The 23,251-nt window shown below is 57.4% G+C and carries 17 protein-coding genes; 6 read left to right on the top strand and 11 right to left on the bottom strand.

What is annotated here, in order from left to right; translation table 11 throughout:
* Positions 1-146: 146 nt before the first annotated feature.
* The 4 genes from MKD50_RS00920 to MKD50_RS00905 all read right to left on the bottom strand — a co-directional run bounded on the left by MKD50_RS00920 (position 147) and on the right by MKD50_RS00905 (position 9,040).
* Entirely contained in the window at positions 147-803 is a 657-nt protein-coding gene (locus MKD50_RS00920; RefSeq protein WP_252666090.1) for an HNH endonuclease, read from the bottom strand.
* A 136-nt stretch (positions 804-939) separates the two neighbouring features.
* Positions 940-1,260 (bottom strand): H-NS histone family protein, encoded by a 321-nt coding sequence (locus tag MKD50_RS00915; protein WP_252666089.1) that lies wholly within the window; start codon positions 1,258-1,260, stop codon positions 940-942.
* Between the two features lie 716 nt (positions 1,261-1,976).
* Entirely contained in the window at positions 1,977-8,414 is a 6,438-nt protein-coding gene (locus MKD50_RS00910; protein WP_252666088.1) for an NACHT domain-containing protein, read from the bottom strand.
* Positions 8,415-8,800: 386 nt separating this feature from the next.
* A complete protein-coding gene (locus MKD50_RS00905) occupies positions 8,801-9,040 on the bottom strand; it encodes a hypothetical protein (protein WP_252666087.1) in 240 nt (79 codons plus the stop codon).
* Here MKD50_RS00905 and MKD50_RS00900 point away from each other — a divergent pair.
* Complete coding sequence (locus tag MKD50_RS00900) at positions 9,032-10,165, top strand: hypothetical protein (protein WP_252666086.1); 1,134 nt, start codon at positions 9,032-9,034, stop codon at positions 10,163-10,165. The two genes, MKD50_RS00905 and MKD50_RS00900, sit on opposite strands and share 9 nt — an antisense overlap.
* A 33-nt stretch (positions 10,166-10,198) precedes the next feature.
* Entirely contained in the window at positions 10,199-11,026 is an 828-nt protein-coding gene (locus tag MKD50_RS00895; protein WP_252666085.1) for an LOTUS domain-containing protein, read from the top strand.
* 65 nt (positions 11,027-11,091) lie between these two features.
* Here MKD50_RS00895 and MKD50_RS00890 read toward each other — a convergent pair whose 3' ends face one another.
* Positions 11,092-11,514 (bottom strand): HU family DNA-binding protein, encoded by a 423-nt coding sequence (locus tag MKD50_RS00890; RefSeq protein WP_111517022.1) that lies wholly within the window; start codon positions 11,512-11,514, stop codon positions 11,092-11,094.
* Positions 11,515-12,183: 669 nt separating this feature from the next.
* Between MKD50_RS00890 and MKD50_RS00885 the strand changes: the two genes are divergently transcribed.
* Complete coding sequence (locus tag MKD50_RS00885) at positions 12,184-12,417, top strand: H-NS family nucleoid-associated regulatory protein (protein WP_240988341.1); 234 nt, start codon at positions 12,184-12,186, stop codon at positions 12,415-12,417.
* A gap of 360 nt (positions 12,418-12,777) precedes the next feature.
* On the opposite strand, the gene MKD50_RS00880 is transcribed toward MKD50_RS00885, so the two are convergent.
* From MKD50_RS00880 to MKD50_RS00860, 5 genes are all read right to left on the bottom strand, one after another.
* The gene (locus tag MKD50_RS00880; RefSeq protein WP_252666084.1) at positions 12,778-13,086 is read right to left on the bottom strand and encodes an H-NS histone family protein; all 309 of its coding nucleotides are present in this window, start codon (positions 13,084-13,086) and stop codon (positions 12,778-12,780) included.
* 118 nt (positions 13,087-13,204) lie between these two features.
* Positions 13,205-13,483 carry a DUF1488 family protein gene (locus MKD50_RS00875; protein ID WP_111517020.1) on the bottom strand — a complete coding sequence of 93 codons (279 nt, stop codon included), beginning with the start codon at positions 13,481-13,483 and terminating at the stop codon, positions 13,205-13,207.
* A gap of 90 nt (positions 13,484-13,573) precedes the next feature.
* Positions 13,574-13,996 (bottom strand): NUDIX domain-containing protein, encoded by a 423-nt coding sequence (locus tag MKD50_RS00870; protein ID WP_252666083.1) that lies wholly within the window; start codon positions 13,994-13,996, stop codon positions 13,574-13,576.
* 2,079 nt (positions 13,997-16,075) lie between these two features.
* Complete coding sequence (gene dmpG / locus MKD50_RS00865) at positions 16,076-17,086, bottom strand: 4-hydroxy-2-oxovalerate aldolase (RefSeq protein ID WP_252666082.1); 1,011 nt, start codon at positions 17,084-17,086, stop codon at positions 16,076-16,078.
* A gap of 9 nt (positions 17,087-17,095) precedes the next feature.
* Positions 17,096-17,971 carry an acetaldehyde dehydrogenase (acetylating) gene (locus tag MKD50_RS00860; protein ID WP_371925274.1) on the bottom strand — a complete coding sequence of 292 codons (876 nt, stop codon included), beginning with the start codon at positions 17,969-17,971 and terminating at the stop codon, positions 17,096-17,098.
* Positions 17,972-18,517: 546 nt separating this feature from the next.
* Between MKD50_RS00860 and MKD50_RS00855 the strand changes: the two genes are divergently transcribed.
* Positions 18,518-19,648 (top strand): IclR family transcriptional regulator, encoded by a 1,131-nt coding sequence (locus tag MKD50_RS00855; protein WP_371925253.1) that lies wholly within the window; start codon positions 18,518-18,520, stop codon positions 19,646-19,648.
* A gap of 239 nt (positions 19,649-19,887) precedes the next feature.
* On the opposite strand, the gene MKD50_RS00850 is transcribed toward MKD50_RS00855, so the two are convergent.
* Positions 19,888-20,787 carry a LysR substrate-binding domain-containing protein gene (locus tag MKD50_RS00850; protein WP_252666079.1) on the bottom strand — a complete coding sequence of 300 codons (900 nt, stop codon included), beginning with the start codon at positions 20,785-20,787 and terminating at the stop codon, positions 19,888-19,890.
* 164 nt (positions 20,788-20,951) lie between these two features.
* On the opposite strand from MKD50_RS00850, the gene MKD50_RS00845 reads away from it, so the two are divergent.
* Both MKD50_RS00845 and MKD50_RS00840 read left to right on the top strand, forming a co-directional pair.
* Positions 20,952-21,794, top strand: coding sequence for a class II aldolase/adducin family protein (locus tag MKD50_RS00845; RefSeq protein WP_111517013.1), 843 nt, complete (start codon positions 20,952-20,954; stop codon positions 21,792-21,794).
* Positions 21,795-21,918: 124 nt separating this feature from the next.
* Positions 21,919-23,238 carry an MFS transporter gene (locus tag MKD50_RS00840; protein ID WP_111517012.1) on the top strand — a complete coding sequence of 440 codons (1,320 nt, stop codon included), beginning with the start codon at positions 21,919-21,921 and terminating at the stop codon, positions 23,236-23,238.
* The last annotated feature ends 13 nt before the right edge of the window (positions 23,239-23,251 follow it).

Genomic DNA, 23,251 nt, shown 5'->3' with positions numbered 1-23,251 from the left:
CGGAAACGCATAGAAGGCATCTCGTACGCTTCCTTCATGCGTATCCGACAAGCTCCCCTCGCCTGGCATCCTTTCACGCAAGTCCAGCAAATCAGAGTTCACGTCACGCGTAATGGCAAAGGGCGACCCGGTGTGCGTCGGCACGGTCAGCCGTAATGTTGCTCGCGATGGCAGTTCGGGCAGACCGCTATCGCGTTCTCGACTGTATCGTCCCCTCCCTTCGCCAAAGGCACAACATGGTGAACCTCCAGGTAAGGTTCACCTGTAGACCTCCGGCTGAAAGGAGCGCTGGAATTGCAGGATTCGCACGTACCGGCAGCTCGGTAGAGTACTTCAGCAATTACGTCAGGGTTGCGGTCAAACACTCGCGTTAGAACGAACTTCTCCGCCGGCTTCGGCTGTGCTCTCGTAAGACGAGCACGCCGACGTGAAACGTCGTCCCGCAGCGCGCGACCGACCTGAGCGTCCAGCTCGGCATAGAATCCAGCTGCTTCATCAAAAAAACGTGCCTCAACGTCCGGCTTGCAGGTTCCGCACGGCGAGATGGCCACTGAAACACCATTGGTCTCCGCAAGAAGCTGTTGGGAAATGAGGTCGTATCGATGCGAGCACAGTTTGGTGTATTGACCGGACGTATATGGCGCGTTTTTCCCACTCTTTATTGTTCCGCACGTAGCACGATGCAACTTCGGGGTGTACTGATGTGCGGGATGGCGGATGTTGAGCACAAGTCCATCTGGGTTGCTGTCCAGCCAATTCATGTACCCGCCTTCATCATTTCTGAAGTGCGCAACCTTTGTCATCGAAGTCAGGCAATATCCTTTCTGAACTCCCGTGGCTCAGACCCAAAAGCCACCACCGCATTTGCTGCCGCAGAACAGTGGCATCCCGTGTCGACTCAGGCGACAGTAGACCGTTGTGCAGAGGTCTATGCGGTTCTCATTCTTCAGCAATGAGGAATCGGTTGGGATTCTTACCGAGCCAAGCGGGAGCCCTGCCGCGACCGGACCAGGTCTTTCCCGACTTTGGGTCGCGATACTTTGCCGGCAGCGGCTCCTTCGCTACCGCGGCCTTGCCAGACGTACTACCTGCGGGCCGCCCGCGGCGCCGTTTCCCTTGGATGTCCTCAAGTGAAAGGTTGTACTCGGCCATCAAATTACGGATTTGTTCGATGACGCCCGCGATTTCGTTCGCGCGTACCTCTGCAAGCTGGGTCTCGAGAGCTTCCTTCTGCGCCATCAGTTGCTTGTAAGTTGCCATGTTTCTCCTTGGGGCGTCTCTCTGGGACAGTTCGTAGGAGGTTATACGCCAACTGCATCGAAATTGGCAAGCAGACTGCTCGCTGCCATCTGTCTCGTTCGCGCGGAGTCAATACCCCTCCTCGTGAAAATAGACGACGTCGAACAGTATATTGCAGAATTTTGAATCTCTCGAAGTTGCCTAAGCATTGTCGAAATGCCCGAGTCGCTCCAACAGACGTCCACCCCTGAATTACTGGAGGGCCGTCGAACTGTTCTTTCCTCAGAGCATCCCTGCCGCGGAACCGAACGACAAGACCTTTCCGTCGTTTAATATTGCTGAGGGAGATGCCGCCCTCCCTGGGAACCAACTCATCGGCTTCGCAGCCGCAAGCTAGGCTACAACAAGGTGTGGCGGCATCGGGCCTGGGGCAAACACCCGGGGCAGTAGATAAGCGCGCAGATGGCGACACGGCAATGTTCTCTATCTCCGTGGCCGATGACGGGCGTCCCATTTGCGTACGCGGGTTTTATCGCACTGTGCCTAGGCGCTTGGACGCACTGTGAGCTACCGGCTTAAGGACAAGCAACGGGCAGGACAGACGAACAGCCGGGCCGCTGCCAAGGCGGCCGGCCGATGGTAGCCGGTGGGTCAGAGTTACTTCGGCGATTCTTGGTAAAGCGGATCACTTTAAAATGGGCTTTGACAACTAGGAAGGATGACCAACCCCAAGTGCTTCAATAGTCTTGCTTCGAAGCCTTCTTTGCGTGCCAAAGCCTCAGAATTCCGTCATCGTCTCTTAGTCCAACAAGAACGGATTTGACGCCGCTCGAAGGGTCGTAGTCACGCGACGATCGGTATTTCCAAAGCTTCATCGTGAAAACAAGTCGTCGGTTAAGCGCGGACAATGTCGCAGAAAGCCAATCGGGCGAAGCCCACAAAATCTCACCATCCTCATGACGACGATTTCGCCTGTTATCGGGATCTGGTTTCCAGCTGCCCCAGACCTGGCTTCTCAGAGCGAGACTTCCATCAGCCGTACGCCAATCACCGCTGTTTGGCTCATTGGTCAACTCCAGACTCTTCGTGAGGTCGATTCCAAGACGCGGTCTCCCGCCCGGTCCCTCCGCCGCGATTTCATCGCCCACGTCTATACCGAGACTATGCGTCTCGGGTGCCCAGATCAACGGGCCGAAAGGGCTCTCCTGACGGTAGGTGTGGTCGTAATATCCCTGATCCCAAAACTCCGGCAACCAAAAATCATGGCTAGGTTGCTTGGCCAATGCAATGCATCGACCTATGGCGCCCTTTCGCTCTGTCAGCGCCGACGTGATGCTGACAGTCACGCCGTCAGGCGAAGACCAGCGCCCATATAGTGGAAGCAGTGCGTCGACGGCTGTGTCCACGAAGCCCAATTTCTGCAACACAGTTTGTTGATCCTGCAGCGTTTCATGCGGGCCATCCCTTTCTCCTAGCAAATTTTCTTTCGCCTGCTGAGGAACAGGATCCTTCCGGTCCGACAGCCATGAGCCGTCATCGAATGTGATGTCGAAGCGATCACGCCACTCCAGCCACGGTGAGCCCCCATTAGCTTCATAGCTACGAACGACCACCGGGAGCGTCTTTGAAAGGCTGGTGGCAGCATTAAGCAATGCGTGTCTTTGAATGTGCTCGCGGTAGAACTCATACCGATCGCCCCGATCCCACTCGTAACGCTTTCGGCCGTCAAAAAAATCTAGCGAGGTGGCCTCCGGCCATCGGCGCGTAATCTCAGCTGCAATCGTATCCTCGACCATTGCCTGTGGGACATTGAAGAGATGAGCCAGGGTGCTGATCTCACTTTTTGTGAACTCATAGTCGAAGCGAAATCCCGATGTCGGTTTTGCAGCAGGCGGGTAGGTGTCGCTGATGACAATGCCGCGTGGTGGCTGGTTGATCTCCTTGAGCAACGCCTCCAACTCCCCATGGCTCTCTCTGCCGCTACTGACGTGCCTCAGACATCTGGCGACGTGGATTTTGTGTATAACGTGCAGGTCACTTCGTTGAGCAAGAGCCAGCAGCTTGGGCCGGATGACCCCCATGATTTTTCCATCGTGCAAAGCGGCCCGAGCCAGCCCCATCAGCAACCACTGCTGAGAGTTTTGGAACGAGAGTTTCCGGTCTTTCGATGCCAGAGCCGCGACTTCTCTTTGGTCAAAGCGCTCGAGTAATAGACCAATGTCGTCGCTGAGCCCCAACTCGACGAGCGTGTTCAGCCCCCTCGCAACGCTCCAGCGGATATAGCCATCGTCCTCACCGAGGAGGTGCCAAATGACGTCGGCGATGAACCCCACCTCAGTCTGATCAATTGCTTGCTCCGGGCGGAATGCTCCTTCTCCCATCTCGTCGGCGATACGGGACGCCGGCCCGGACAGCAATAACTCCAAGCTCTCGAGACCGGACTGGCCCGATGCTACATCACATAGGGCGGTGGCCAACTGCAGCCACTCATCACCGTCGAGCTCGACCTCATCCGCGGCAACCTTGCGCAGGACGAGCTGTAACACAAAGCGCTTGTCACTGCAGAAGTCTGACAGCTGGCGAATGCTGCGCGCGATGTCGGTGAACTGACCTTCGAACAGCTCGGCGCCCTTGCACTCGAACAGTCGTTCAACCAGCGCTTTTGCATTTGAAACGAGGTGCGTGGATGAGCCGGCCCAGGCGGCGAAACGCTCGGCTATTATGTCCAACGACTGAGTAAGATTCAGCTCGACAGCATCGCAGACCGCGAACAAGAATGCCAAACGTTTAGGGTACGGGCACGAGGCATGCAAACCAACGATAAAGCGCTGCAGGGCAGCGTAGTCGAGTTTGTCGTCCGCCTGGATGTTCCTTATAGCCTTATCAATTGAATTCGCAGAAGACGGATCGCAGCCCGATACCAACGTCGCTATGAGGCTATCAACCTCCTCCTTACTTGACTTTGGGGTTTTAACGGTCAGGAAGTCCGGCGACGAATTATTGTAACTATTAGACTCATCCCGCTTGCGCTCCGCCTCCACCTTGAGCCTTTCGATCGCCTCTCGCTCATCAATGGTGATCGCGTTTGGATACTGATTGCCCGTTTCCAGGAAGCTCTCCCAAAGCGAAGGCCAAGCACCAAACGGGTGCTCGGCGCGCAGTTTTGCGACGACCGCAAGAAAGATCCGCCTCTGATCTGCGGGCCCGGACATTCTCAGCAAGTCGGCAACCCCATCTCCGGAGCACCAGTCCCACCAGCCATGCTCCTCACAGATTGTCAAGACAAAGGCAGCGCGGCGTGGATTGAGATTTCCGTTCTTGGCCAGAAAACATGCAAGCTGCGGCAATCCGTAAGACAGGTCCGCCACGTCTTGGTCGTGCCAACGCACGAGCTTGGCTATCGCCGGAAGCCCTATGGACTTGGCTGCGGCACGCCCGAACAACGTCCATCCGAATTTGCTTGGCTCGTCCCGCATAATGGCCTGGCAAAGGTTCATTAGCCGCTGGGCGAGTGCGGGCTTTAGGAAGCCGCCTTGCTGGACGCTCGCGAAACGAAGCAGCGAGTAGATTTGCTCATAACTCTCTCCGCCCATCTGGTCTAACTGAGCCAGACCTTGTTGGTAGTATTCACGGGCCTCGTCGACGCTCATGGGCACAAGTGAAGCCGCAAGATCTACGTAGGCATCGCCGCGTTGTTCAATGTTGTCATCCTGGCGGATCTGTTCTGCAACATGCTGCGCGAATTCACCTGCAAGCTCATGCAGGGGCGGCCGCTGAGCAAGCTGACCCAAAACGTCGATCCTCTGCTGGACCAAGAACCGTCCGGCGGACATCCGACTGATCAATGTCTTGGCTTGGTCGGCCGAAATCCCGGGGGCATGATTTAGCAGGATGCCGACACAACCGAACCCAATGGTACGGACAAGTAGATCGGCCGCACTTTCAGCCTTCCAGTGCACGCCGTTGCGCACGTGCCTGCCCCATCCATCTAGGAAGGCGCTGACGCTGGCACCCGTGAGCCCATTGCCGGAAAGAACGGCTTCCCCGATCGGCCGCGTCAGGTCGAGCGCACGCTCAATTCCTTCGCTGATTTCCTCACGTTCCCGGTCGTTGAACCTCGCCCTGACTTGGTTCTTGACGTTCTTCTTGCCAGGGCTGGCGGGTGCGGGTTCGTACAGCTCCTTCAGAAACGCCACCAGCTCCCTCTTGGTCGAGATAGCCTTTGCCTGTCTGGTAACTTTCACTTCATTTGGGAGCAGGTCATGATAAGCAACGGGTCTTCCAGCGGACCAAGCGCGAACACAGGCGCGGAGAATCGGGGCCCAAGCTCTTGAGTTACCGTAACGCTCGCCGTAGGCGTAGGCCGACGGCCGGGCAGGTGGCGCGTGACGGATGATTGCCGCGGCGGCGGCTCGCGAGCTGTAGAAGAGCGTTGTCAAAGCTGCCTGTTCAATGTCGACGCGGTCCCTTTGCTCGGACTCCATTGAGAAGCCCTCATTTTCCTCATCATCATCGTTGGCAGGCGCGGGTTTTCCAGCCGTCTTCGCGAGCGCCTTCACCTGCCGCCTACTGAGATAGCGGGGGCGCGAGAGGAGCCGCAGCTTGAGCGCATGCGATGTGCATTGGTCGCTAGCGGCAAAGGACACAAAATCCGCGAGTACCATCGAGCCGTTTACCTTGTCAAACAGCTCTAGCAGCTGCAGGAGTTCATCGCTCGCGGACAGCGAGAAGCGATCATTCCAGCGAGCGAGGTTGCGATCAACAGTGCCGAACGCGCCTTCGGCAACATGCTGAAATAGCACCGCCGCGTAGTCCTCGACTTCTGGAGCGGCGCGGTCGCGATGTGCCTCGTCACGCGACTGCGCGATATGCCAGTTGATCCACCGTACTGTGCTCTCGCACTGAATTTGCGCTTCTTCGTTGTCATTTGCAAAGCGGTGCGCGACCGTGAGCCGTGCACTTCTGGCTCCACGCCATCCCGAGCGATCCGAGAAAAGGCGGCGATAGGCGTCAGCATCACCAAGTACAATCGCAAGAGCAGGCGAGCTGCGAATGAACTCGTCGCCTCGCATGTTAGCCGTTGTGGCTTGGGCCAGCCGCATGCTGAGTCCCAGCACCCGGTCGAAGTCATCTTCAGCTACCGCCAATCGAAAGGCTGCACGAAGCCGTGCGAGCGTCAGCCGACGGCGGCCGAAGTCTGACTGCACCGTTGTTGGGAAGTTGGTTGAATCGGCGAGTGCGAATGCTCGGTCGCTATCTTTGATGACGACCAGAAAGTGCGGCAGCGCTTCAGCGGCATATACCGATGTCCCCTGCGAAGACATAAGGCGGTCGGCAATAGCTCTTTGAGCCTCCGGCCGCTCGGAGAAAGTCTCTCGAACATATGTCTCCGTAGGTTCGTCGCGGAAGATCGCACCGTGCGAGGTGGTTTCGAGCATCGGAGTCAAGTCCGATGCAGCGGTATTCACCTGAGCCACAGACCAGCCAAGCGCATCCGCCAGTTCCTTGAGCGGAATTGGCGGGGGAAGGAGTGAAAGCGCGACGAAGAATTCTGTTACCTCTGAATCTGCCCATCCGGCAACATGCAGATCGGAGACGATCTTGGTGCAACGTTGTGCAATGATTTCTGTGACCGTAATAGGAGTGGTCAAATTTTTGCCAAGGACATTCATGTCCCAGGTCTGAACGAGGTAATCGAGGATACGAGCGTTCCGGCCAGATCGCGCCAAAGCGGTGGCTATCTCGATGCCAGATGCACCTGGCTTGCGATCTTTCAGAAATCCGCGGGCCTCGGAGTCGGTGAATGGTCCTAACTCGACCTCTTTTACCGTGGTGCGGGCAATGACCTTGTCCTTTCGGTGCGTGCGCGCCGTAAGCAGCATTTTCACGCCGTCGATCGGGTCTTCGTCGATGGCTGCAAGAAGAAGCTTCGGAAATGCCTCTTCGTGGCGGTAGTCGGCCTCAAGCTGTGCGTTATCCGCAGCATCGACGATGATAAGCAAGCCGAGCTTTTTTGATTGAGTTCGGATCGCCGTCGCTGCCTGTGCAAGTCGTTTGCGCGCCGCCTTAATAATTTTGCGACTGTCATCGCCACCTGGTAGCATCGGATCACATAGTGTCTGTGAGGCCAGTTCGTTGACAATCTGCACCAGCCCGATTCTGGGGAGGTGCCGGGAGTGATTGTCCGAGCGGTACGAGCCACCGCCGAAGCAATCAAAAACGACGACCTCAAATTCGTTCGCCATCCTGGAAGCGAGGCTTTGGACAAATACGGTTTTGCCCACTCCGCCCTCGGCGTGGACGCATACGGGCAGTTCTGACGCTTTGACCAGATCACCTACCGTCGAAAGTTCAGCTCGCTCAACGACGGCGCCCACGTCGATGAAGCGCGTGTCGGCCGGGAAAAGGTCCTCTGGTTCGCAATCGAGTGCATCTAAGACATCTTCGCGATGGATCAGGTTCTTGCCCTGACCGCTCGGGCCGGCCTTCTTCAGGACGAGGTCCTGGAGCTCGTGAAGCCGGAGCCTTGCCTCTGAATCGGCGCCGGCCGACCAGTCGGTGAGTGTTCGCCTGAGCGCGTTGCTTTGACCTGCAAGGCTCTTCTCTCCGGCTCGAAAAACTATCCTCGAGAAGAGACGGCTTGCGTCAGACAGGCCGCGGTTGGCGCACCACCTCTTTAAGTTACGAGTCTGAGTGGCTGCGCCGGGGTCTGAAGGAGTCGTTCCCTCAATGAGGGACTTTATCGCGTCCCAAAGACTTTCCGCGAATTCTGAGTTCGTGACGAAGATGAACGATGCCTTTTTGTCGACGACGGCTGTCGAAGACTCCTTCTCGTAGCCAAGAATCGTGTCGGAGAACTTCTCGATCGTCTTTTTCAGAAAGGCCGCTGTGACCGCCTCTTCGCGAAGCTTGTATTTGAACTGAACAGTCTCGAGCCGCTCGCAGGTCTGAAAGTTGTCTCCGCGTCCATAATAGAGGACAAGGTCAGCCACTTCTTCGGCCCGCGCTCCAGGACTGGCTGTCTCGGTAGATGAAATCCCCTCTACGGCTATTGCAAATAGATCGTCATTCGGAAATACCAGCTGCAATGCCCGCCTGGCAGCCCATCTCTCGTGGAAGGTGTGGCCTGCGCGAGATGCGCGGACGGTATCGATGTCTGTGTCAATATTCTGCATTATTGTTATTTTGCACTTTTCCCGCAACAGAGCTTAATCCCTTCATTGCACCGATTGTATGCGAGCCAAGGAAGGCGATAGTCCCCAGGGCGCCCTCCCCCTTGGTGAGCTGATGCAGCCCTTCCTCAGCTGGGGCGCTTCCCCATGGGAAACCCCCGACATCCTAACCTCTCACTTTAGGCCCGCTTTGGTTGGCTACGGCCATCGGTCGTGTGACGGAGTTTCGGTGATCTCAGTCGGATGCTCCCGAACCGGGAGACCTTCCCCGAAAATCGGCGATGAAAGAAAAGAAGCTCGAGAAGGTGTCTCAGTGGGAGGCTTCCCATTGTGCGCAGTACCCGATTGGCAGCCAGGGGCGTCGGTCCCGGCTGCGCCCCCCCCACAAGTCAGCCCCGCTTCGCCAGCCGCCCGAGCTCCTCCAGCACCAACCCCTTGAACTGCTCGAACACGACCCAGTTGTTGTACTCAGCGCTCCAAAATCCCCGCCCGCGGCAAATCGGCTCAATCAACTCCCGAACCGGCTCACAGATAGGGTGATAGATCGCAATGTTGTTTCTCGGCAATTCCCGAGCCCGCACGGTCACGCCCAGCACTGAAAACGTCCATACTCCGTCTCGTTGAAACATCTGAACCTCCACGTTGAAAGTGAGGTCAGGCTAGTTGGCAGGACGAGAGAGAAACAGCCATCAACAGTGGACGAAACTGTGGCGTACAGAAATTTATCCTTAAAAATCAAAAGCATAGATGCATCATCGAGCAACGACAGCAGCCCCACGCCAGCCGAGGAAGAGGCGGCTCTGGAGACCTTCCTGGCGTTCTTCTGCCGACCGGACGATCGCAAAACGTGGGCATTGAAGGTGGCGCGCGCACTTGCAGAAACGGCCCTTGAGCGATTGCGGGGTGGCAAGCAGCGGGCGGAATTCAATTCAGCGAACGTGGCGGAAATGGTCGGTCACACCGTGGCACCCGAGGCCGCCACGAGCTGGCTGTCTGGCATATGGTCCAAACTAAAGCGCGGTCTGGATGAGCGCGAGCCTGGAATGCAAGACACGATCAGCCAGGCTGGCCTTCCCTACTACGCCTGGCCAAGGAAAACGGCTAGCGGTGGTGGCGCCGGCCACAGCTCTACCTACGCGATGGACTTCATCCGACTCCCTAAGGTTGAGGGAGAAACCGCCCCGCCGCCTCCCGGAAGCATAACGTACGTCCGTGACGTGACCTTGAGACCAGCATTCTGGGTGAGACCGCTGGTGGAGGCCGGTTTTGCGCTGAAAGGATGGCGTCGGTACCTGTTCCTTTGGTACGGCTTGGGCGGCCTTGCGTTCGTCGGCGGCTTGCTCGTTCTCCTGTGGACGATCCTAACCACCCAGGCGACTCGGCGTCCGAGCGGAGAGATTTTCACTCTGCTACTTCTCGCTGGTATGGTGGCCTGGGCGGGATACACCGCCCTCCGCCCGTTCTGGAGGCTCATCGACCTGCGCATCATCATGGCACCCGATGCTCTACTGTCCCTTCGCGAACGAGGCGTCCAGCTTGAGGCCGCAAAGGAACCATTGGAGGACGGGCGGTCGGTTCGGATTATTCGACTTGTCAGATACTCCGGCAGTTGCCCCATCTGCGGTGAAGTCGTCCACCTGCAGGATGGCGGCAAGGAGTTCCCCGGCAGACTGGTTGGCAAGTGCGATGAACACCCCGCCGAGCATGTCTTTTCGTTCGACCGGCACACGAAGGTGGGCAAACCGTTGCGGTAGCAATCTTCCACACGAACAAGACGGGAACAGCGGATGGACGACGCACTGAAGTCTCTCACGGACGAGGTTCTGCTCAAGATGGGCCGGAACCTGCTTCTCAATCAGCAGGTGGAGCACCTGATAAAGGCCATTCTCGGCCTTGCCAAAGTCGAGGGAACGTCATCCGATGCCGCAGCCCGACTTGAGGCGCGCCAAGCGGCCTTAACCACAACATCGATGGGCGGACTGCAAAGAAAATTTCGCAGCGAACTTCTTGCTCTGGAAGAGAATCCGCAGAATCACGAACCGGTTGATCCTTCACAACCCTTTTTCAGCACGGCCTTCCGGTTCGACCTTGAGGCAACCGACAGAGAGGCTCTGGAAGCTGACCTCGACGTGCTAACCGCGGACCAGAACGAACTCGCGCACCACTTCTTGCCGCGCTGGCAACCTCGTTCTGCATCAGCGATGGCCGAGGCTAGCGCTCATCTGGACCAGCAGCGAGAGAGGATTCTTGCAATGCATCATCGCCTCAAATCGATGCATGGCTCGATGGCTGAGACACTACAGTCAGCTACGAACTTCTGGTCGTCCGACGATGGCTCGGCCGCCATTGAGCTCATCCATCTCCAGAGCAGCAGACTGGTTGAATTGCTCAACAAAGTCACAGTAGCTCTGAAGCGTCCAGATGGGTGGACCGACCTGGCTCACGCGGAGAACGTTGTAAATCGCTTGGAACCGGACTCGCTTGCTCGCCGCAAAGCGCGGTACGGCGAGGAGAGCCTTAAGGCGCTAGTCCACAAATCCGGATTATTCGACGTCGCTGAAGAGAAGCTTCCCGGAGGCACGAGGACCTTGATTCGACTGCGCGAGGGCGGCTAGCGAACCGGTAAGACAAGAAAGGGAGCGGCAGCTTCCCCTTCTTCTGCTACCAAATGCCGTACATCTTAGAGTGCGGCGTCCTTCAGCTTCTTCAGCGGGCGAACCTTAACCTTCACGGATGCCGGCTTAGCTGCAAACCACTGCTCTTGGCCCGTGAAAGGGTTCTTGCCAAAGCGCTTCTTCGTGGCCGGAACCTGAATCGCCGAAACCTTGAACAGCCCCGGCAGCGTAAACTCCCCAGCGCCCTTCTTGTGGACAGCGCTGACGATGGTGTTCTCAAGATGGTCCAGGACGGTTTTTACAGCCTTCTTGTCCAGCTCGGTTTGGGCGACCAGGTGCGCTAGCAGGCTCGATTTGTTAAAGGTGTCCTTCAGCGGCTTGGCTACAGGCGCTGCAGCAGCCCTCTTCGCTGCGGGTGCGGCCTTCTTCGCCGGCGCTGCCGGTTTCTTTGCCGCAGGTTTCGTGGCGGCCGTCTTCTTCGTTGCCATTTGGCTCTCTCGGAAAAACACCGGCATTAGTGCCGGAATCTGCCCAGCATAGCGAAAAGTCTAGGACGAGTCCATGCGGAAAAGCCATCAACCCGGCTACGCGGAATCAGGCCGTTATTGGAGCGAGTTTTCCCATCCACGGAATTCAGTGAACCGATCACCGTTGGAGCGTTCGACGGAAATATGCTGGCCCGAATGAGCTATACCGAGGGTGCAAACGCATGCTCAAACCCACGAAAGGCGAGCACGTTCGTGCCCCCATCCACCCCATCCTGAAATGGCCCGGCGGAAAACGCAGCCACAGCCAACACTGCGGAAGCTGCTGCCCGCGGGCAATTGCCTCGTTGAGCCGTTCCCGGCCGGAGCAAGCGTGTTTCTTGGAACCGACTATCCGAGCTACCTGCTCCTTGACGCGCACCAACTCGCAGACGAAACTATCTGCGCGCCAGGTAGCATTAGAGACAGATGCACGAGGTCCCGCCGCCGGCTACTCCCACTGCTGCGCGACTCGAAGATCATGTATATTCGTTGCACGCGCCATTGAACAGCGAAGTCATGATGCATCATCCACAAGGAGTTTCTCCTCCGTTGCTTTTCAGGAATACGGATCGCTCCGATGCGCTCGACTTGCGCGAACGCGCTAACGCTATTCTGTGGGTGAAGTCACAGATGGCCCGTCACGGAATTACTCCTGAGGCTTTGGAGGCTGCGGGATGCTTTTCTGTCGCTCAGGCGATGCAGACTACCCAAGTCTGCTACAGAGATGCTCACGGCCATACCTGGGATGGCAAGGGCAACATTCCAGATTGGTTGCAGCGCGCCGTCAACGCAGGCCAATCTGTCGAGCATTTCAGAGTTGCAGATACGCTTGCAGTGAAAGGGCCAATCCGTCCTGCCATTTGAGCGGCTACAAGCGGCACATCGGCTCGCTTCTGCCAGCTAAAACGGCCGTCGCGCGCGGTAAGACCCATCCTGAGGCGCCGCGGTTGGTCAGGGATGCACTAGGCGGCGCGCCCAGAACGCGATAGACCTCGAAGCCGTTTCACTCGCTGCATTGCAGCAGAATGCCCCGAATTGATACCCGAGCACAATTCTCTGTGCGTCTGGTACCGATGCATCCCTGTCGACAACGTTTAGGATTGAGGTTTCAGGCAGTAGGAGGAAGCCGACCAAGCCGGCTCCGGCGGGGCCCTTGACGCGATCGGATCATTTTGCGGCGGCGGCGCTCCTGTAATCCTATTCCAACATCCCTGAGCGCTGAACTTACTCCTCGGCGATGAGGAATCGCTTTGGATTTTTTCCCAGCCACGACGGGGCGCGACCGCGGCCGGACCAAGTCTTACCGGTCTTGGGATCCCGATATTTCGGCGGAACTTCCGACTTCGGCTTGCTTGCACCGCTGCCAGCGGGACGGCCACGACGACGCTTGGTGATGTCATCGACCGTCAGACCATACTCAGCCATCAAATTCTGAATTTGCTCGATAACACCCGCGACTTCATTGGCACGCGCTTCTTCCAGATGAGCCTCGAGGGCCTGCTTCTGTGCCATAAGTTCTTTGTAAGTTGCCATTCGGTGTATCCCCTTTTCAGACTATAAAGGTACAGCATAATGCAAAGTGCGTCTCAAATGTATATGAAATTTCACTTCTACCAGCCGGTGACTTGTCACCAGAGTTCCAAGCTGCCCTCTAAAAGTCGCTGGATTTCAGAACTATGCGGCCGGAACTCGGTACAGCCCGATTGCGCGCCGCAACAGTCCTGATGCGCTCCCATCCCTGACGGAAAGCCTCAAGGAGCGCAGCATCGCGCTCGCTAACGGAAAGATCCGAAAGCTCCAGACCGAAATGGTCCTCCAACGCTTCGCGGCTTACCACGAAGGTTTGATTGTGTCCGCCGATCAGATAGTCAAACTGGACTCCGATGTCGTCATCGATGTACGTCACCTTGAGCCCATGGGGGTGGACCATAGTGCGCTCCCAAACACCTTTCGCCGAAGTTCGAAATATACCTACTCTTTTCGCTTAGCTTTGCTAGGAAGCAACCTTCCGCGCTTGCACCTAGCTTTGGATATTGACAGCCATCTCCGCCCACTCAAGAATCGATGCGAATATGGTGGGCAAAAGCTTCCTGGCCTCTGCAAAGCTTACCCATCGAAACGCATGGTGCTCAGGCCGACCGAGCTCTGCGCTAACCGGCAAACTCACGTCGCCGCTTGGCGAAAAGGCAAGATAGAAGCGCGCGATCTTACCGCGACCATAGGCTTCAGTTTCCCGATAGTCTTCACCCCAACGAAACTCGAGATCAGATAACCCCGTCTCCTCTATGGTCTCGCGCAGTGCCGCCTGTAGTGCGCCTTCCTCGGGCTCTGGCAAGCCTTTCGGAAGGTCCCAGTTCCGATATGCGCGTAGGACAAGGCAGCGCCACTCGTTGGCAACGCAACGTACGACCACCAAACCAGCCGAACGCTTATGGGGCATCATCGACAGAAATCCTCCTACGTGCGTTCTGACCCAATGAGCCTACACCGCCTCGCATAGCACGAATAGGACACGGGTAACGGCACCCCTCAAGCGAACACTTCCGTCCCAATGGCCCCCTCGACCGCCGAAGGTTGTACACGGGCACTACCAGCACGGGATATCAAACGGCAGGTCTGGTCCTGGAAGCCAGGCGATCACTATGTGCTTTATGGTAAGAACAACACCATTTATGGCGTCGTTCATGGCTAGGGTACATCCAACAACGGCTCGTTCGCTTCGTGGGACGCTTATGACTTTAATCTGCCTAGTAACACCCGCACACCAGCGACCGTTTCGGCAGCTTACGCCGCAAAGCAAAAGCTGGACGGCACTCTGACTGAGACCGGACAAGGCATTACCTTCACCTCGACCTATGACGCGAGCTACGAGACGGCCGCGTCCCTCATTAAGGTTGCTGTGTCATACAACGGGTCAGCAGCGACGGGTAGCGGCAGCTCGCCCGTTAGCCTTACCTTCAACAGCAACGGTACCATCAGCGGAAGCTCGACTGTCAGCGGACAGGCTGCGTGCACTTACTCCGGCACCCTTACCCCTGGGTCTGGCAAGAACGTCTTCAGTATCTCCGTCAAGTTCAATGGAGGATCGTGTGCACTTGGCAGTGCGACGGTGTCCGGGGTCGCCGTTCCCGTGGTGAGTGGCTCGACGACCACGCTCTATGCGGTTGGTCTTCTGCCAGATCGCAGCAATGGCTTCCTCGGTGTCGGCGCAAAGAACTGATGGACCATTCCAGCAAGAGGCTCAGCTGCATGAGTCCGCGCTAATCCGGCACTGACTGAGCGGCGAGGTGATGGTGATTTCCCACAAACAATGGAAGCGCACCATCGCAAACGCAGTGCGCACTGCCGCTCGGCCACTCTTCCCCTATGTATTGCGTCCGTCCTGGTCCAGAATGAGGAAAGCTTAATTCTTTTGACGTCACAACGTTCGATATAGCAGATCGGTCCAATTCATAGCACTCGCACGCACATATACTTTCATGTCACACGTCGGCGACCCCAAGGCGCCCGACGGGAGGGCCGTCCTTTCCATTGAAAGGCTTCGGCGGTGACCGCCTCGTTGGTCGGCTAGATTACGGCAGCAACGGGAGGAGACCGGTCTCTGTGGGGGAAGAGTTGAGACGACTGGCACGCGGGTGAAGATAGCGCGTGACTCGACAAGACTGTCGGACTCAGTCAAATCTGACTGATGGAAGGAACCGATACAAGCGTACTGGGGGGTCTTCGGCTATGCCTAGCAACCCTAAAGGGAGGATATGCTTACTCAAAACGAGTGGAGATCCCCGATTGAGGATAGAAGGTTATTCCAGCTCCTACGAAGGTATGCATCTTCAACCGGAATAAGCAGATTCGTATCTGCATTTTTGCGAGGACGACAGACGAGGATATCGATACGTGAGGATGTAGACCGCGTCGCGGTCGGGCAGCCGGGGTAGACGAGTACGGAGGCGATCCTTTACTCAGCTCCACTTTGGGCTTCCCCAGCTACCCTGCCCTTCTCCGGCAAGTGCCCTACGGATACCCACCGCCCGCCATTTTCGCGCGACGTCCGACCATAGCAAGTCACCGCGCCCCTCATACAGCCAGTATGCTCGTGACTCGGTACCCGCGCGCTACTCGGGAACCCCTCGTCTCACCCGCCGCCGGCGCGCTGCCCCAGCAAGCTTGCATCATCCGTATCTGCACAGCGAGGAAGTCGCGCCATGAGGCCACGCAGGCGCGGCACTAGATCGGCTGTTGAGGGAAAGTAGCGTGACGGCCGGTTGTTTCACTTTCGTGAAACTGCAGAAAGACCCCGCCCATGGACCGAAGCGATGCAGGATTTCCATGCTGGCCAACGGAAGTACGGCATCTGAGGTGCGGACGGCGGCATGGCTTCTATGAGTATATGGAAAACGCAGGCCATCTACTTGCTGACCCCGTAAGTCAGCCATTGCCAGGCAAAGAGGTGTTGCCGAGCGGGCGACACCATTTCGTGCACTTTGCTATGCGTCATTCAACCAGCCTGCCGCTCTCGGCGGATCTAGCTGGTAGAAGTACACGACAATTTCTGCGCCTCTTCGATTACGACGTCTTCCTGGGCAGCAACCACCTTGCGCTCGCCAAGGCGCAACACTAGTGCCCGCGGGTCACAACGGTACGTTTCCGCAGCATGCCTAACGGGATGGATGTATCCGCCATACACATTCGCATATCCCATGAGTAGGGAGTCGTTATCGATGACGGGCATGGGTTGCGGAGCCACTTGCTGGGCGAAAACGTCGGCTGCGTCCATGATGCCGAACAGGTCGGCCTCTACTTCGTGACCGGCGCGCTTGAGCGCCGCGATTGCGACTTCAGTCTGCGCATTGCCCGCGCCACCACCGAAGCCCTTGAGACTCCCGTCTATGAACGTAGCGCCTTCGTCCACTGCGGCAAGGATGTTGCCAATGGCCAAGCCGAGGTTATTGTGGGGATGGAATCCGATCGGAATCTTCACAGCTTGGCGTACCGCGCGAATGCGCGCTGCCACTTCGCCAGGAACCAGATGGCCCTGCGATTCGGCTAGGTTCACATAGTCTGCACCGTACGACTCCAGTTTCTGGGCTTGTTCCGCCAACTGTTCCGGGCTGGCCATGCCGGCCGAAATCAAGTAGCCGACGGTGAACATGCCCAGATCTTTGGCCCGACGCAGATGCTGCTCAGTCACATCGGCCTCGGTGCAGTGCGTTGCAATGCGAGCCACGCTCACTCCGACCTCTGCCGCCATTTCTAAATCAGCAAAGAGCCCAAAACCGGGCAAAAGGAGAATGCCGACCTTTGCCCGCTTCACGGCGCTGCACGCAGCTTCGAGTAGTTGGCGGTCAGTCGACGGCCCCCGCCCTACATGGAGGCAACTTCCGCCGAGGCCGTCACCATGGCCGACTTCAATGATGTCGACCCCCGCGGTGTCCAGCGCGGCTGCTGTCGCATGCACAATTTCGGGAGTGAACTGGTGACGATATGTATGATTTCCGTCGCGCAAGGTTACGTCCACGAAAGTAATTTTTGCCATGAATGCCTCCTAGAATTGAGTCGCGCAATAGCGATCCGCAACGGCCACTGCAGCCGCGTTGATGATGTCCAGGTTTCCTGCATAGGGCGGCAGGAAGTCTCCGGCTCCTTCAACCTCGACTCCAATCATGAAATGATCGTCGCGCAAGAACGGCTCAACGGTGAGACGGTATCCGGGAACATAGCTCTGGACCTGCTTCACCATTTCCAGCACAGAGTCCTTTACTCGCTGCTCATCGACATCGCGATCCACAATCGTATAAATGGTGTTGCGCATGATGAGAGGTGGATCGGCCGGATTGATCACTACCATTGCCTTGCCGCGGCCAGCGCCACCGACCTCCATCAGAGCCTTTTGCGAGGTACGCGTGAACTCCTCGATGTTCTCTCTAGTGCCCGGGCCGACGCTTCTGCTGGAAACGGTTGCAACGATTTCGGCGTACTTCACCTTCGCAACACGGCTCACACCGTGCACAATCGGAATTGTCGCCTGCGCCGCGCAGGAGATTAGGTTCACATTTTTTGCGTCAAACCCGTCGTCCATGTTCACGCACGGAACGACACTGGGGCCAACCTTCGCAGGTGTGAGATCAATTGCGAAGATCCCTGCCTCCTTGAAGCGGGGCGCGTTTTGCCTGTGCGCACGGGCCGAGGTTGCTTCGAAAACGATTCCAATGCCACCTTCTTCGAGAATCGCCTCTACTCCGTCGGTAGAGGTCCCATAGCCAAGTTCTCGCGCTCGCGCCAAACCTTCCGAGGCGGGATCGATGCCGGCCACCAGGCGCAGGTCAAACATAGGGTTTCGTTGGAGCTTGTACATCAGGTCGGTGCCGATATTTCCCGAACCCAAGATGGCAACGGGCATTCTTCGTGATGGTGTTTTCATGGCGTAGTTTTCTGTTGCGCTATCCGCAAGCGTCAAAATGTTGCTTTTCAAAGTGCGCGGCTCAGATCGGTACACACAGCTGGCCCCGGTTCTTGTATTTCGGGATAAATCACTCGTTCGATGATGCGCAGCACGTCGCCATCTAGTTCATCGTCGTAACGGCCGGCAGCAAAGAGCTTCGTGTCCCCCGCGGTATCCGTATGGATGAGCAGGACTCTCGAGTGGACCATGACCGCACCGCCTTCTCCACGATCGACCGAATAGACGGCATCGCTCGTCGATTTAGCAGCCTGATGCTGGGCAACCTACCGGCGGGGGACTTACCTTTAAGGGCCTCATCGGCCCGCGCTCGCCCCCTTGGCTAAAGGAGGACAGGGTGACCTGCAATGCAGGGCTGTTCTCGTTGCTCCGACGTTTATGACGTCGCATGCCCGAGCGAGAAATCAATGCTGGTTGCAGCAATAGTAGGATTCGATTTCGTATACCGCAACCTTCATTTCATTTTTTCTCATAGGGGTTTCTACTCAGTGTACCGGTCTCTCAGCCGTGCGAGTCCTAGTTCGCCCACAGCGGTTACACCATGAAGCACAAGCTCCTGCGTATCCGCGCGCACTCAGCAGGGCTTCACAAGAGAGGCCGGTCGCTTTCTCCCCACGGGGCGGAGACCTAACATTCCAAATACCGGCTCGCTACAGATCTCTGTTGTTCAGAGCCCTATGCACTGACCCGCTATACAATGAAACTTTTATTTCGAAATGTGCCGGGTTCTTTCGGCACCCGCCTCATAACGTGACGAAAAATACACCTAGACCTGGGCGACCGGCCCTTCGCGCCAAGGGTGATGAGGGTGCAGGAGTGACAGGGTCACTCGCACGCGGGCTACAAGTTCTTGATGTCCTTAGGCAGGCGAATGGGTTCGTATCGTTATCGGACATTGCCGCTGAAACGGGCCTGGACGCGAGTACGGCACACCGACTCCTGCAGACGCTGGTGGAACACGGCTACGCCGTGCGCGAAGAAGTTCAGAAGCGCTATCTGCCGGGGCCGTTGGCGCTATCCCCCCTGTCACTGTTTCACCCCATCACTCAGCTACGACGGGAATCGGCACCGACGCTTCATTCCTGTCAGAAATCCGTAGGGGGGGCAACGGTTGCGCTTGTGCTATTCATAGGCAGCGAACGGCTGATAGTGGACTTCGTCCAAGGCACCAATCCGCTTTCGCCCTACTACGACACTTGGCTCAAGAGCCCATTGCACGGATCCGCCTCTGGAAAGCTCCTACTTGCATGGATGACCGGGGATGAACGTGAGCGTTTACTCGGTCCGGGTCCTTACGAGGCCCACACGTCGAAAACGATCACAGAACAAGCAGCGCTCATGCAGGAACTCAATTTAGTCCGCATGCAAGGCTATGCCGTGGCGCGCGATGACTATTACGACGGATTGATGGCCGTTGGCGCGCCCCTGATTCACCAGAACGAGCTACAGCCACTCGGTGCACTTCTCGTGACTGCGCCGAGTGATGCTGTGGCAAGCGAGGCCGAGGAAGCTATTGGCGCGCAACTGAAGGCAGCATCGAAGCTCTTGATGAACGCTGCTCCTTCATTACAGATTCTCAAACAATGGACTGGTCGCGGGGCTGCCCGCCGGCATTTGGCCAATACGAGCTTCGCATAGACGGGCAGCGGAGATCATTCAGCAATGATGCGCCCTCCCTTCCGACATCCTGAAGATGACGGAGGGGAGGAGCGAGGACGGGGGCTGACTCAATCACTGTGACGTGGCGCTGATGCTGCCAAGCCTGTATCACGAACAACTACGCACCCACGCGCCGATGTACTTAGGGTCTGGGTATCACGCTGGTGCCGGTGGGCTTTGAAGCTGAATCTGCAGGTTGCGCACATGAGAGGTAAGCGCTATTCATGAAAGGGCACGTCAAGCTGATCAGTAAGCCACTGAACGAATGCGGCTACCTTGTGCAGATGGGCTTCATTCTGCCGATAGGAAAGGAAATGGGTCTCGCGCGCAATGTGCGTGAACTCATCCTCGCCAAGTGCAATCAGGTCTCCCTTCGACAGTTCGCGCTCAGCTAGCCGGATGCTCTCCAGGGCGATGCCCATGCCATCGACCGCAGCCGAAATTGCCAGTGCGCCCCGGTCAAATGAAGCTCTCGGGCGCGTCGGACAAACCAGGCCGTTCGCTCCGAACCAATCCGGCCATGTGACACGACTCAGTTGAGAGTCAATAAGCGGCAGCGTTTCCATCTGGGCACGCACCGACATCTTCGCGTCAATGATAGACGGCGAACACAGCGGAAGAATGCGCTCCTGCCCTAATGGCTGAACAACCAGCCCAGCCCTGGTATGTGCAGAGCCATAGGTAATCGCCAGATCGAGTTCACGCGCCTGCGTTAGATCAATAGCTTCCGCCCCCGACGACAGTCGAATCGTAATGTCCCCATGTGTCTGCATAAACTTCGGCAGCCGGGGTCCAAGCCATTTGACAGCAAAGCTAGGAGCGCAATAGACGGCGAGCACTTCTGACTGCGGCGCAAGTGCTACCTCGTTGCAGGCGGCTTCAATCACGTCGAATACGCGGGAAAGGCTTTCCAACAGACGCTCCCCTTCCGGCGTCAACTCGACCCTTCGATTTCGCCGGTCAAACAGCTTTCTATTGAAGTACTCCTCCAACTCCCGAACTTGATGACTGATTGCTGACTGCGTCAGGTGCAGCTCCTTCGCCGCAAGCGTAAAGCTCTCCAAACGCGCTGCCGCCTCAAATGCACGCAGCAGCACAAAGTTGGGAATTCTTCGCATGGGAAAGACGTAAATGTATGAATGAAGTTCATGTTTCCATGAACATCCATCGTTTGTCAACGAACCTCGTGGCGACGACTATGAAGACGTGCCGCAACGGAGCCCGAAGCTCCCAGCGCGAACCACCAATCAGGTCCCTACGACATTCTCAACAAGGAGTTGACATGGCAGCCGTACTTAACCGCGAACCGCGGGTCTTCAACGACAAGGAGCGCACCTCCATTTATCAGCCAGAGCAGATGGGCCTCATCTTTCCATCTGTGCCCAAGTTCTCATCCATCGCGGAGGAGCGGCAGCATCTCAAAGAGCGGTTGGTGGCAGCATGCCGTGCATTCGCTCTCGAGGGCTTCGATTACGGCTTCGCCGGCCACCTGACGGTACGGGACCCGGAGCATCCGGAGTTGTACTGGACGAACCCGATGGCAGTGCACTTTGCTCAGGTCAACGTGTCGAGCCTGATTTGCGCAGACCACGAAGGCCGCGTCGTCGAGGGCGACTACGCCATCAACCGCGCGGGCTTCGTATTGCATGCCGCCGTGCATGAGGCTCACCAGGACATCGTTGCGATGTGCCATGCCCATACGGAGTACGGCACTGCATTCGCCTCGCTGGGCAAGCCGCTGGATCCCATTACGCAAGACGCGGCCGCCTTCTACGAAGATCACGTGGTCATCGGCGATGAAGCCGGAAAGGTCGCAGTCGAAGTGAAAGGCGGTCACAAGGTCGCCAATGCGTTCAAGGGCGTCAAGGCCGCCATTCACCAGAATCATGGCCTTCTGACCGCCAGCCGCCACAGCATCGAGGCGGCCGCCTTCTGGTTCATTGCTCTGGAGCGCTGCTGCAAGCAGCAACTGATGATCGAAGCGACGGGGATTACACCGCACTTGGTTTCGCCGGACCGTGCACGTTACAGCCGTGAGCATGTCGGCAGCGACTATATCGGCTGGCTGCACTTCCAACCAATCTGGGATCACCTGCGCGTCACGCAGCCCGACATGTTCGACTAATCCTCCGCTTCGCTCCGCCGAGGTCGCAATCCAGCGACTTCGGCCATTGGCCGCCAGACAGCTTGGGCACACACGCGACGGCCACCCCCATTTCGAGAAATGCAGCCCCCAAAGGAGACACCCCATGCAAACCACGACGACCGTGGTGACGCCTTACGTCGCTACTGAATCAGCAACCTACTCGAAGGTCATGTGGCGGCTATTGCCGTTTCTGTTCCTCTGCTATATGTGCGCGTACCTCGACCGCATCAATGTCGGTTACGCCAAGCTGCAGATGATGCAGGACCTTGGCCTGAGCGACGCGATTTACGGACTTGGGGCGGGCATCTTTTTTGTCGGTTACCTTCTGTTCGAAGTGCCCAGCAACCTGATTCTGCTGCGCGTAGGCGCGCGGCGCTGGATCGCACGCATTATGGTGACTTGGGGTCTCATCTCCGCGGCCATGATGTTCGTGAAGAGCCCGACAAGCTTCTACATCATGCGTTTTCTGCTTGGCGTGGCCGAAGCGGGCTTCATTCCAGCGATTCTGCTTTACCTCACCTACTGGTTTCCGGCATCGCGCCGAAGCAAGGTCACCGCGCTGTTTCTGACCGGCATCCCGATGTCCGGTGTCATCGGCGGCCCGCTTTCTGGCTGGATCATGAGCGCCATGCACGGCTCGCACGGCATGGCCGGATGGCAATGGCTCTTCTTGCTGGAAGGCATTCCCACCGTGCTCGTCGGAGTCATTGCCTACTTCTACCTTGACGACAAGGTCGCGGATGCCAAGTGGCTGAGTGCGGCCCAACGGACAATGATCGAAACCAATCTGGCCGCGGAAAGCAAGGGACACACCCTGCATTCGGTTCGCGATGGACTGACCAATCCCCGCATCCTGCTGCTCAGCGCGATTTACTTCTTCTTCACGATGGGCCTGTATGGCGTGAGCTTCTGGTTGCCAACCATCGTCAAGGCAAGCGGAGTATCAGATCCGCTGGATATTGGCCTGCTGTCTGCAATTCCCTACGCGGCTGCCACGGCTTCGATGATTCTTGTCGGTCAAAGCTCGGATACACGTGGTGAACGCCGCTGGCACCTGGCCATACCGGGCGCTCTTGGTGCGCTTGGCCTGTGCGTCAGCGTTGCCTATGCCAACAATACGGCCGTAGCCATGCTGGCACTGACTATCGGTACGATGGGCATCATGACTACGATTTCCCAGTTCTGGACGCTACCGCCGGCGATTCTTGGTGGCGCAGCCGCTGCGGCCGGCATCGCGCTGGCGAACTCTGTAGGAAGCATTTCCGGTGTCATTAGCCCATATCTTATCGGCTGGGTGCAGACCACCACTGGCACCACGGGCAATGGAGTCCTGGTCTTGGCGGCAAGCTTGGTGGTCGGCGGACTGCTTGTGTTCACTGTTCCCGCGCGTCTGGTGAATATCGGTCGCAAAGACAAGCAGTAACACTCGCGAAACA

This window comes from Cupriavidus mimosae, from assembly GCF_023952485.1.
GTDB classification, from domain to species: domain Bacteria; phylum Pseudomonadota; class Gammaproteobacteria; order Burkholderiales; family Burkholderiaceae; genus Cupriavidus; species Cupriavidus taiwanensis_C.
The sequence above is the reverse complement of the archived record's forward strand: the minus strand, read 5'-3'. Positions and strand labels throughout refer to the sequence as shown.

What these genes read in the sequence shown, in the direction of transcription:
- MKD50_RS00920 (WP_252666090.1), bottom strand. Translation starts at nt 803, where the DNA reads ATGACAAAGGTTGCGCACTTCAGAAATGATGAAGGCGGGTACATGAAT.
- MKD50_RS00915 (WP_252666089.1), bottom strand. Translation starts at nt 1,260, where the DNA reads ATGGCAACTTACAAGCAACTGATGGCGCAGAAGGAAGCTCTCGAGACC.
- MKD50_RS00910 (WP_252666088.1), bottom strand. Translation starts at nt 8,414, where the DNA reads ATGCAGAATATTGACACAGACATCGATACCGTCCGCGCATCTCGCGCA.
- MKD50_RS00905 (WP_252666087.1), bottom strand. Translation starts at nt 9,040, where the DNA reads ATGTTTCAACGAGACGGAGTATGGACGTTTTCAGTGCTGGGCGTGACC.
- MKD50_RS00895 (WP_252666085.1), top strand. Translation starts at nt 10,199, where the DNA reads ATGGACGACGCACTGAAGTCTCTCACGGACGAGGTTCTGCTCAAGATG.
- MKD50_RS00890 (WP_111517022.1), bottom strand. Translation starts at nt 11,514, where the DNA reads ATGGCAACGAAGAAGACGGCCGCCACGAAACCTGCGGCAAAGAAACCG.
- MKD50_RS00885 (WP_240988341.1), top strand. Translation starts at nt 12,184, where the DNA reads ATGGCCCGTCACGGAATTACTCCTGAGGCTTTGGAGGCTGCGGGATGC.
- MKD50_RS00880 (WP_252666084.1), bottom strand. Translation starts at nt 13,086, where the DNA reads ATGGCAACTTACAAAGAACTTATGGCACAGAAGCAGGCCCTCGAGGCT.
- MKD50_RS00875 (WP_111517020.1), bottom strand. Translation starts at nt 13,483, where the DNA reads ATGGTCCACCCCCATGGGCTCAAGGTGACGTACATCGATGACGACATC.
- MKD50_RS00870 (WP_252666083.1), bottom strand. Translation starts at nt 13,996, where the DNA reads ATGATGCCCCATAAGCGTTCGGCTGGTTTGGTGGTCGTACGTTGCGTT.
- dmpG (WP_252666082.1), bottom strand. Translation starts at nt 17,086, where the DNA reads ATGGCAAAAATTACTTTCGTGGACGTAACCTTGCGCGACGGAAATCAT.
- MKD50_RS00860 (WP_371925274.1), bottom strand. Translation starts at nt 17,971, where the DNA reads ATGAAAACACCATCACGAAGAATGCCCGTTGCCATCTTGGGTTCGGGA.
- MKD50_RS00850 (WP_252666079.1), bottom strand. Translation starts at nt 20,787, where the DNA reads ATGCGAAGAATTCCCAACTTTGTGCTGCTGCGTGCATTTGAGGCGGCA.
- MKD50_RS00845 (WP_111517013.1), top strand. Translation starts at nt 20,952, where the DNA reads ATGGCAGCCGTACTTAACCGCGAACCGCGGGTCTTCAACGACAAGGAG.
- MKD50_RS00840 (WP_111517012.1), top strand. Translation starts at nt 21,919, where the DNA reads ATGCAAACCACGACGACCGTGGTGACGCCTTACGTCGCTACTGAATCA.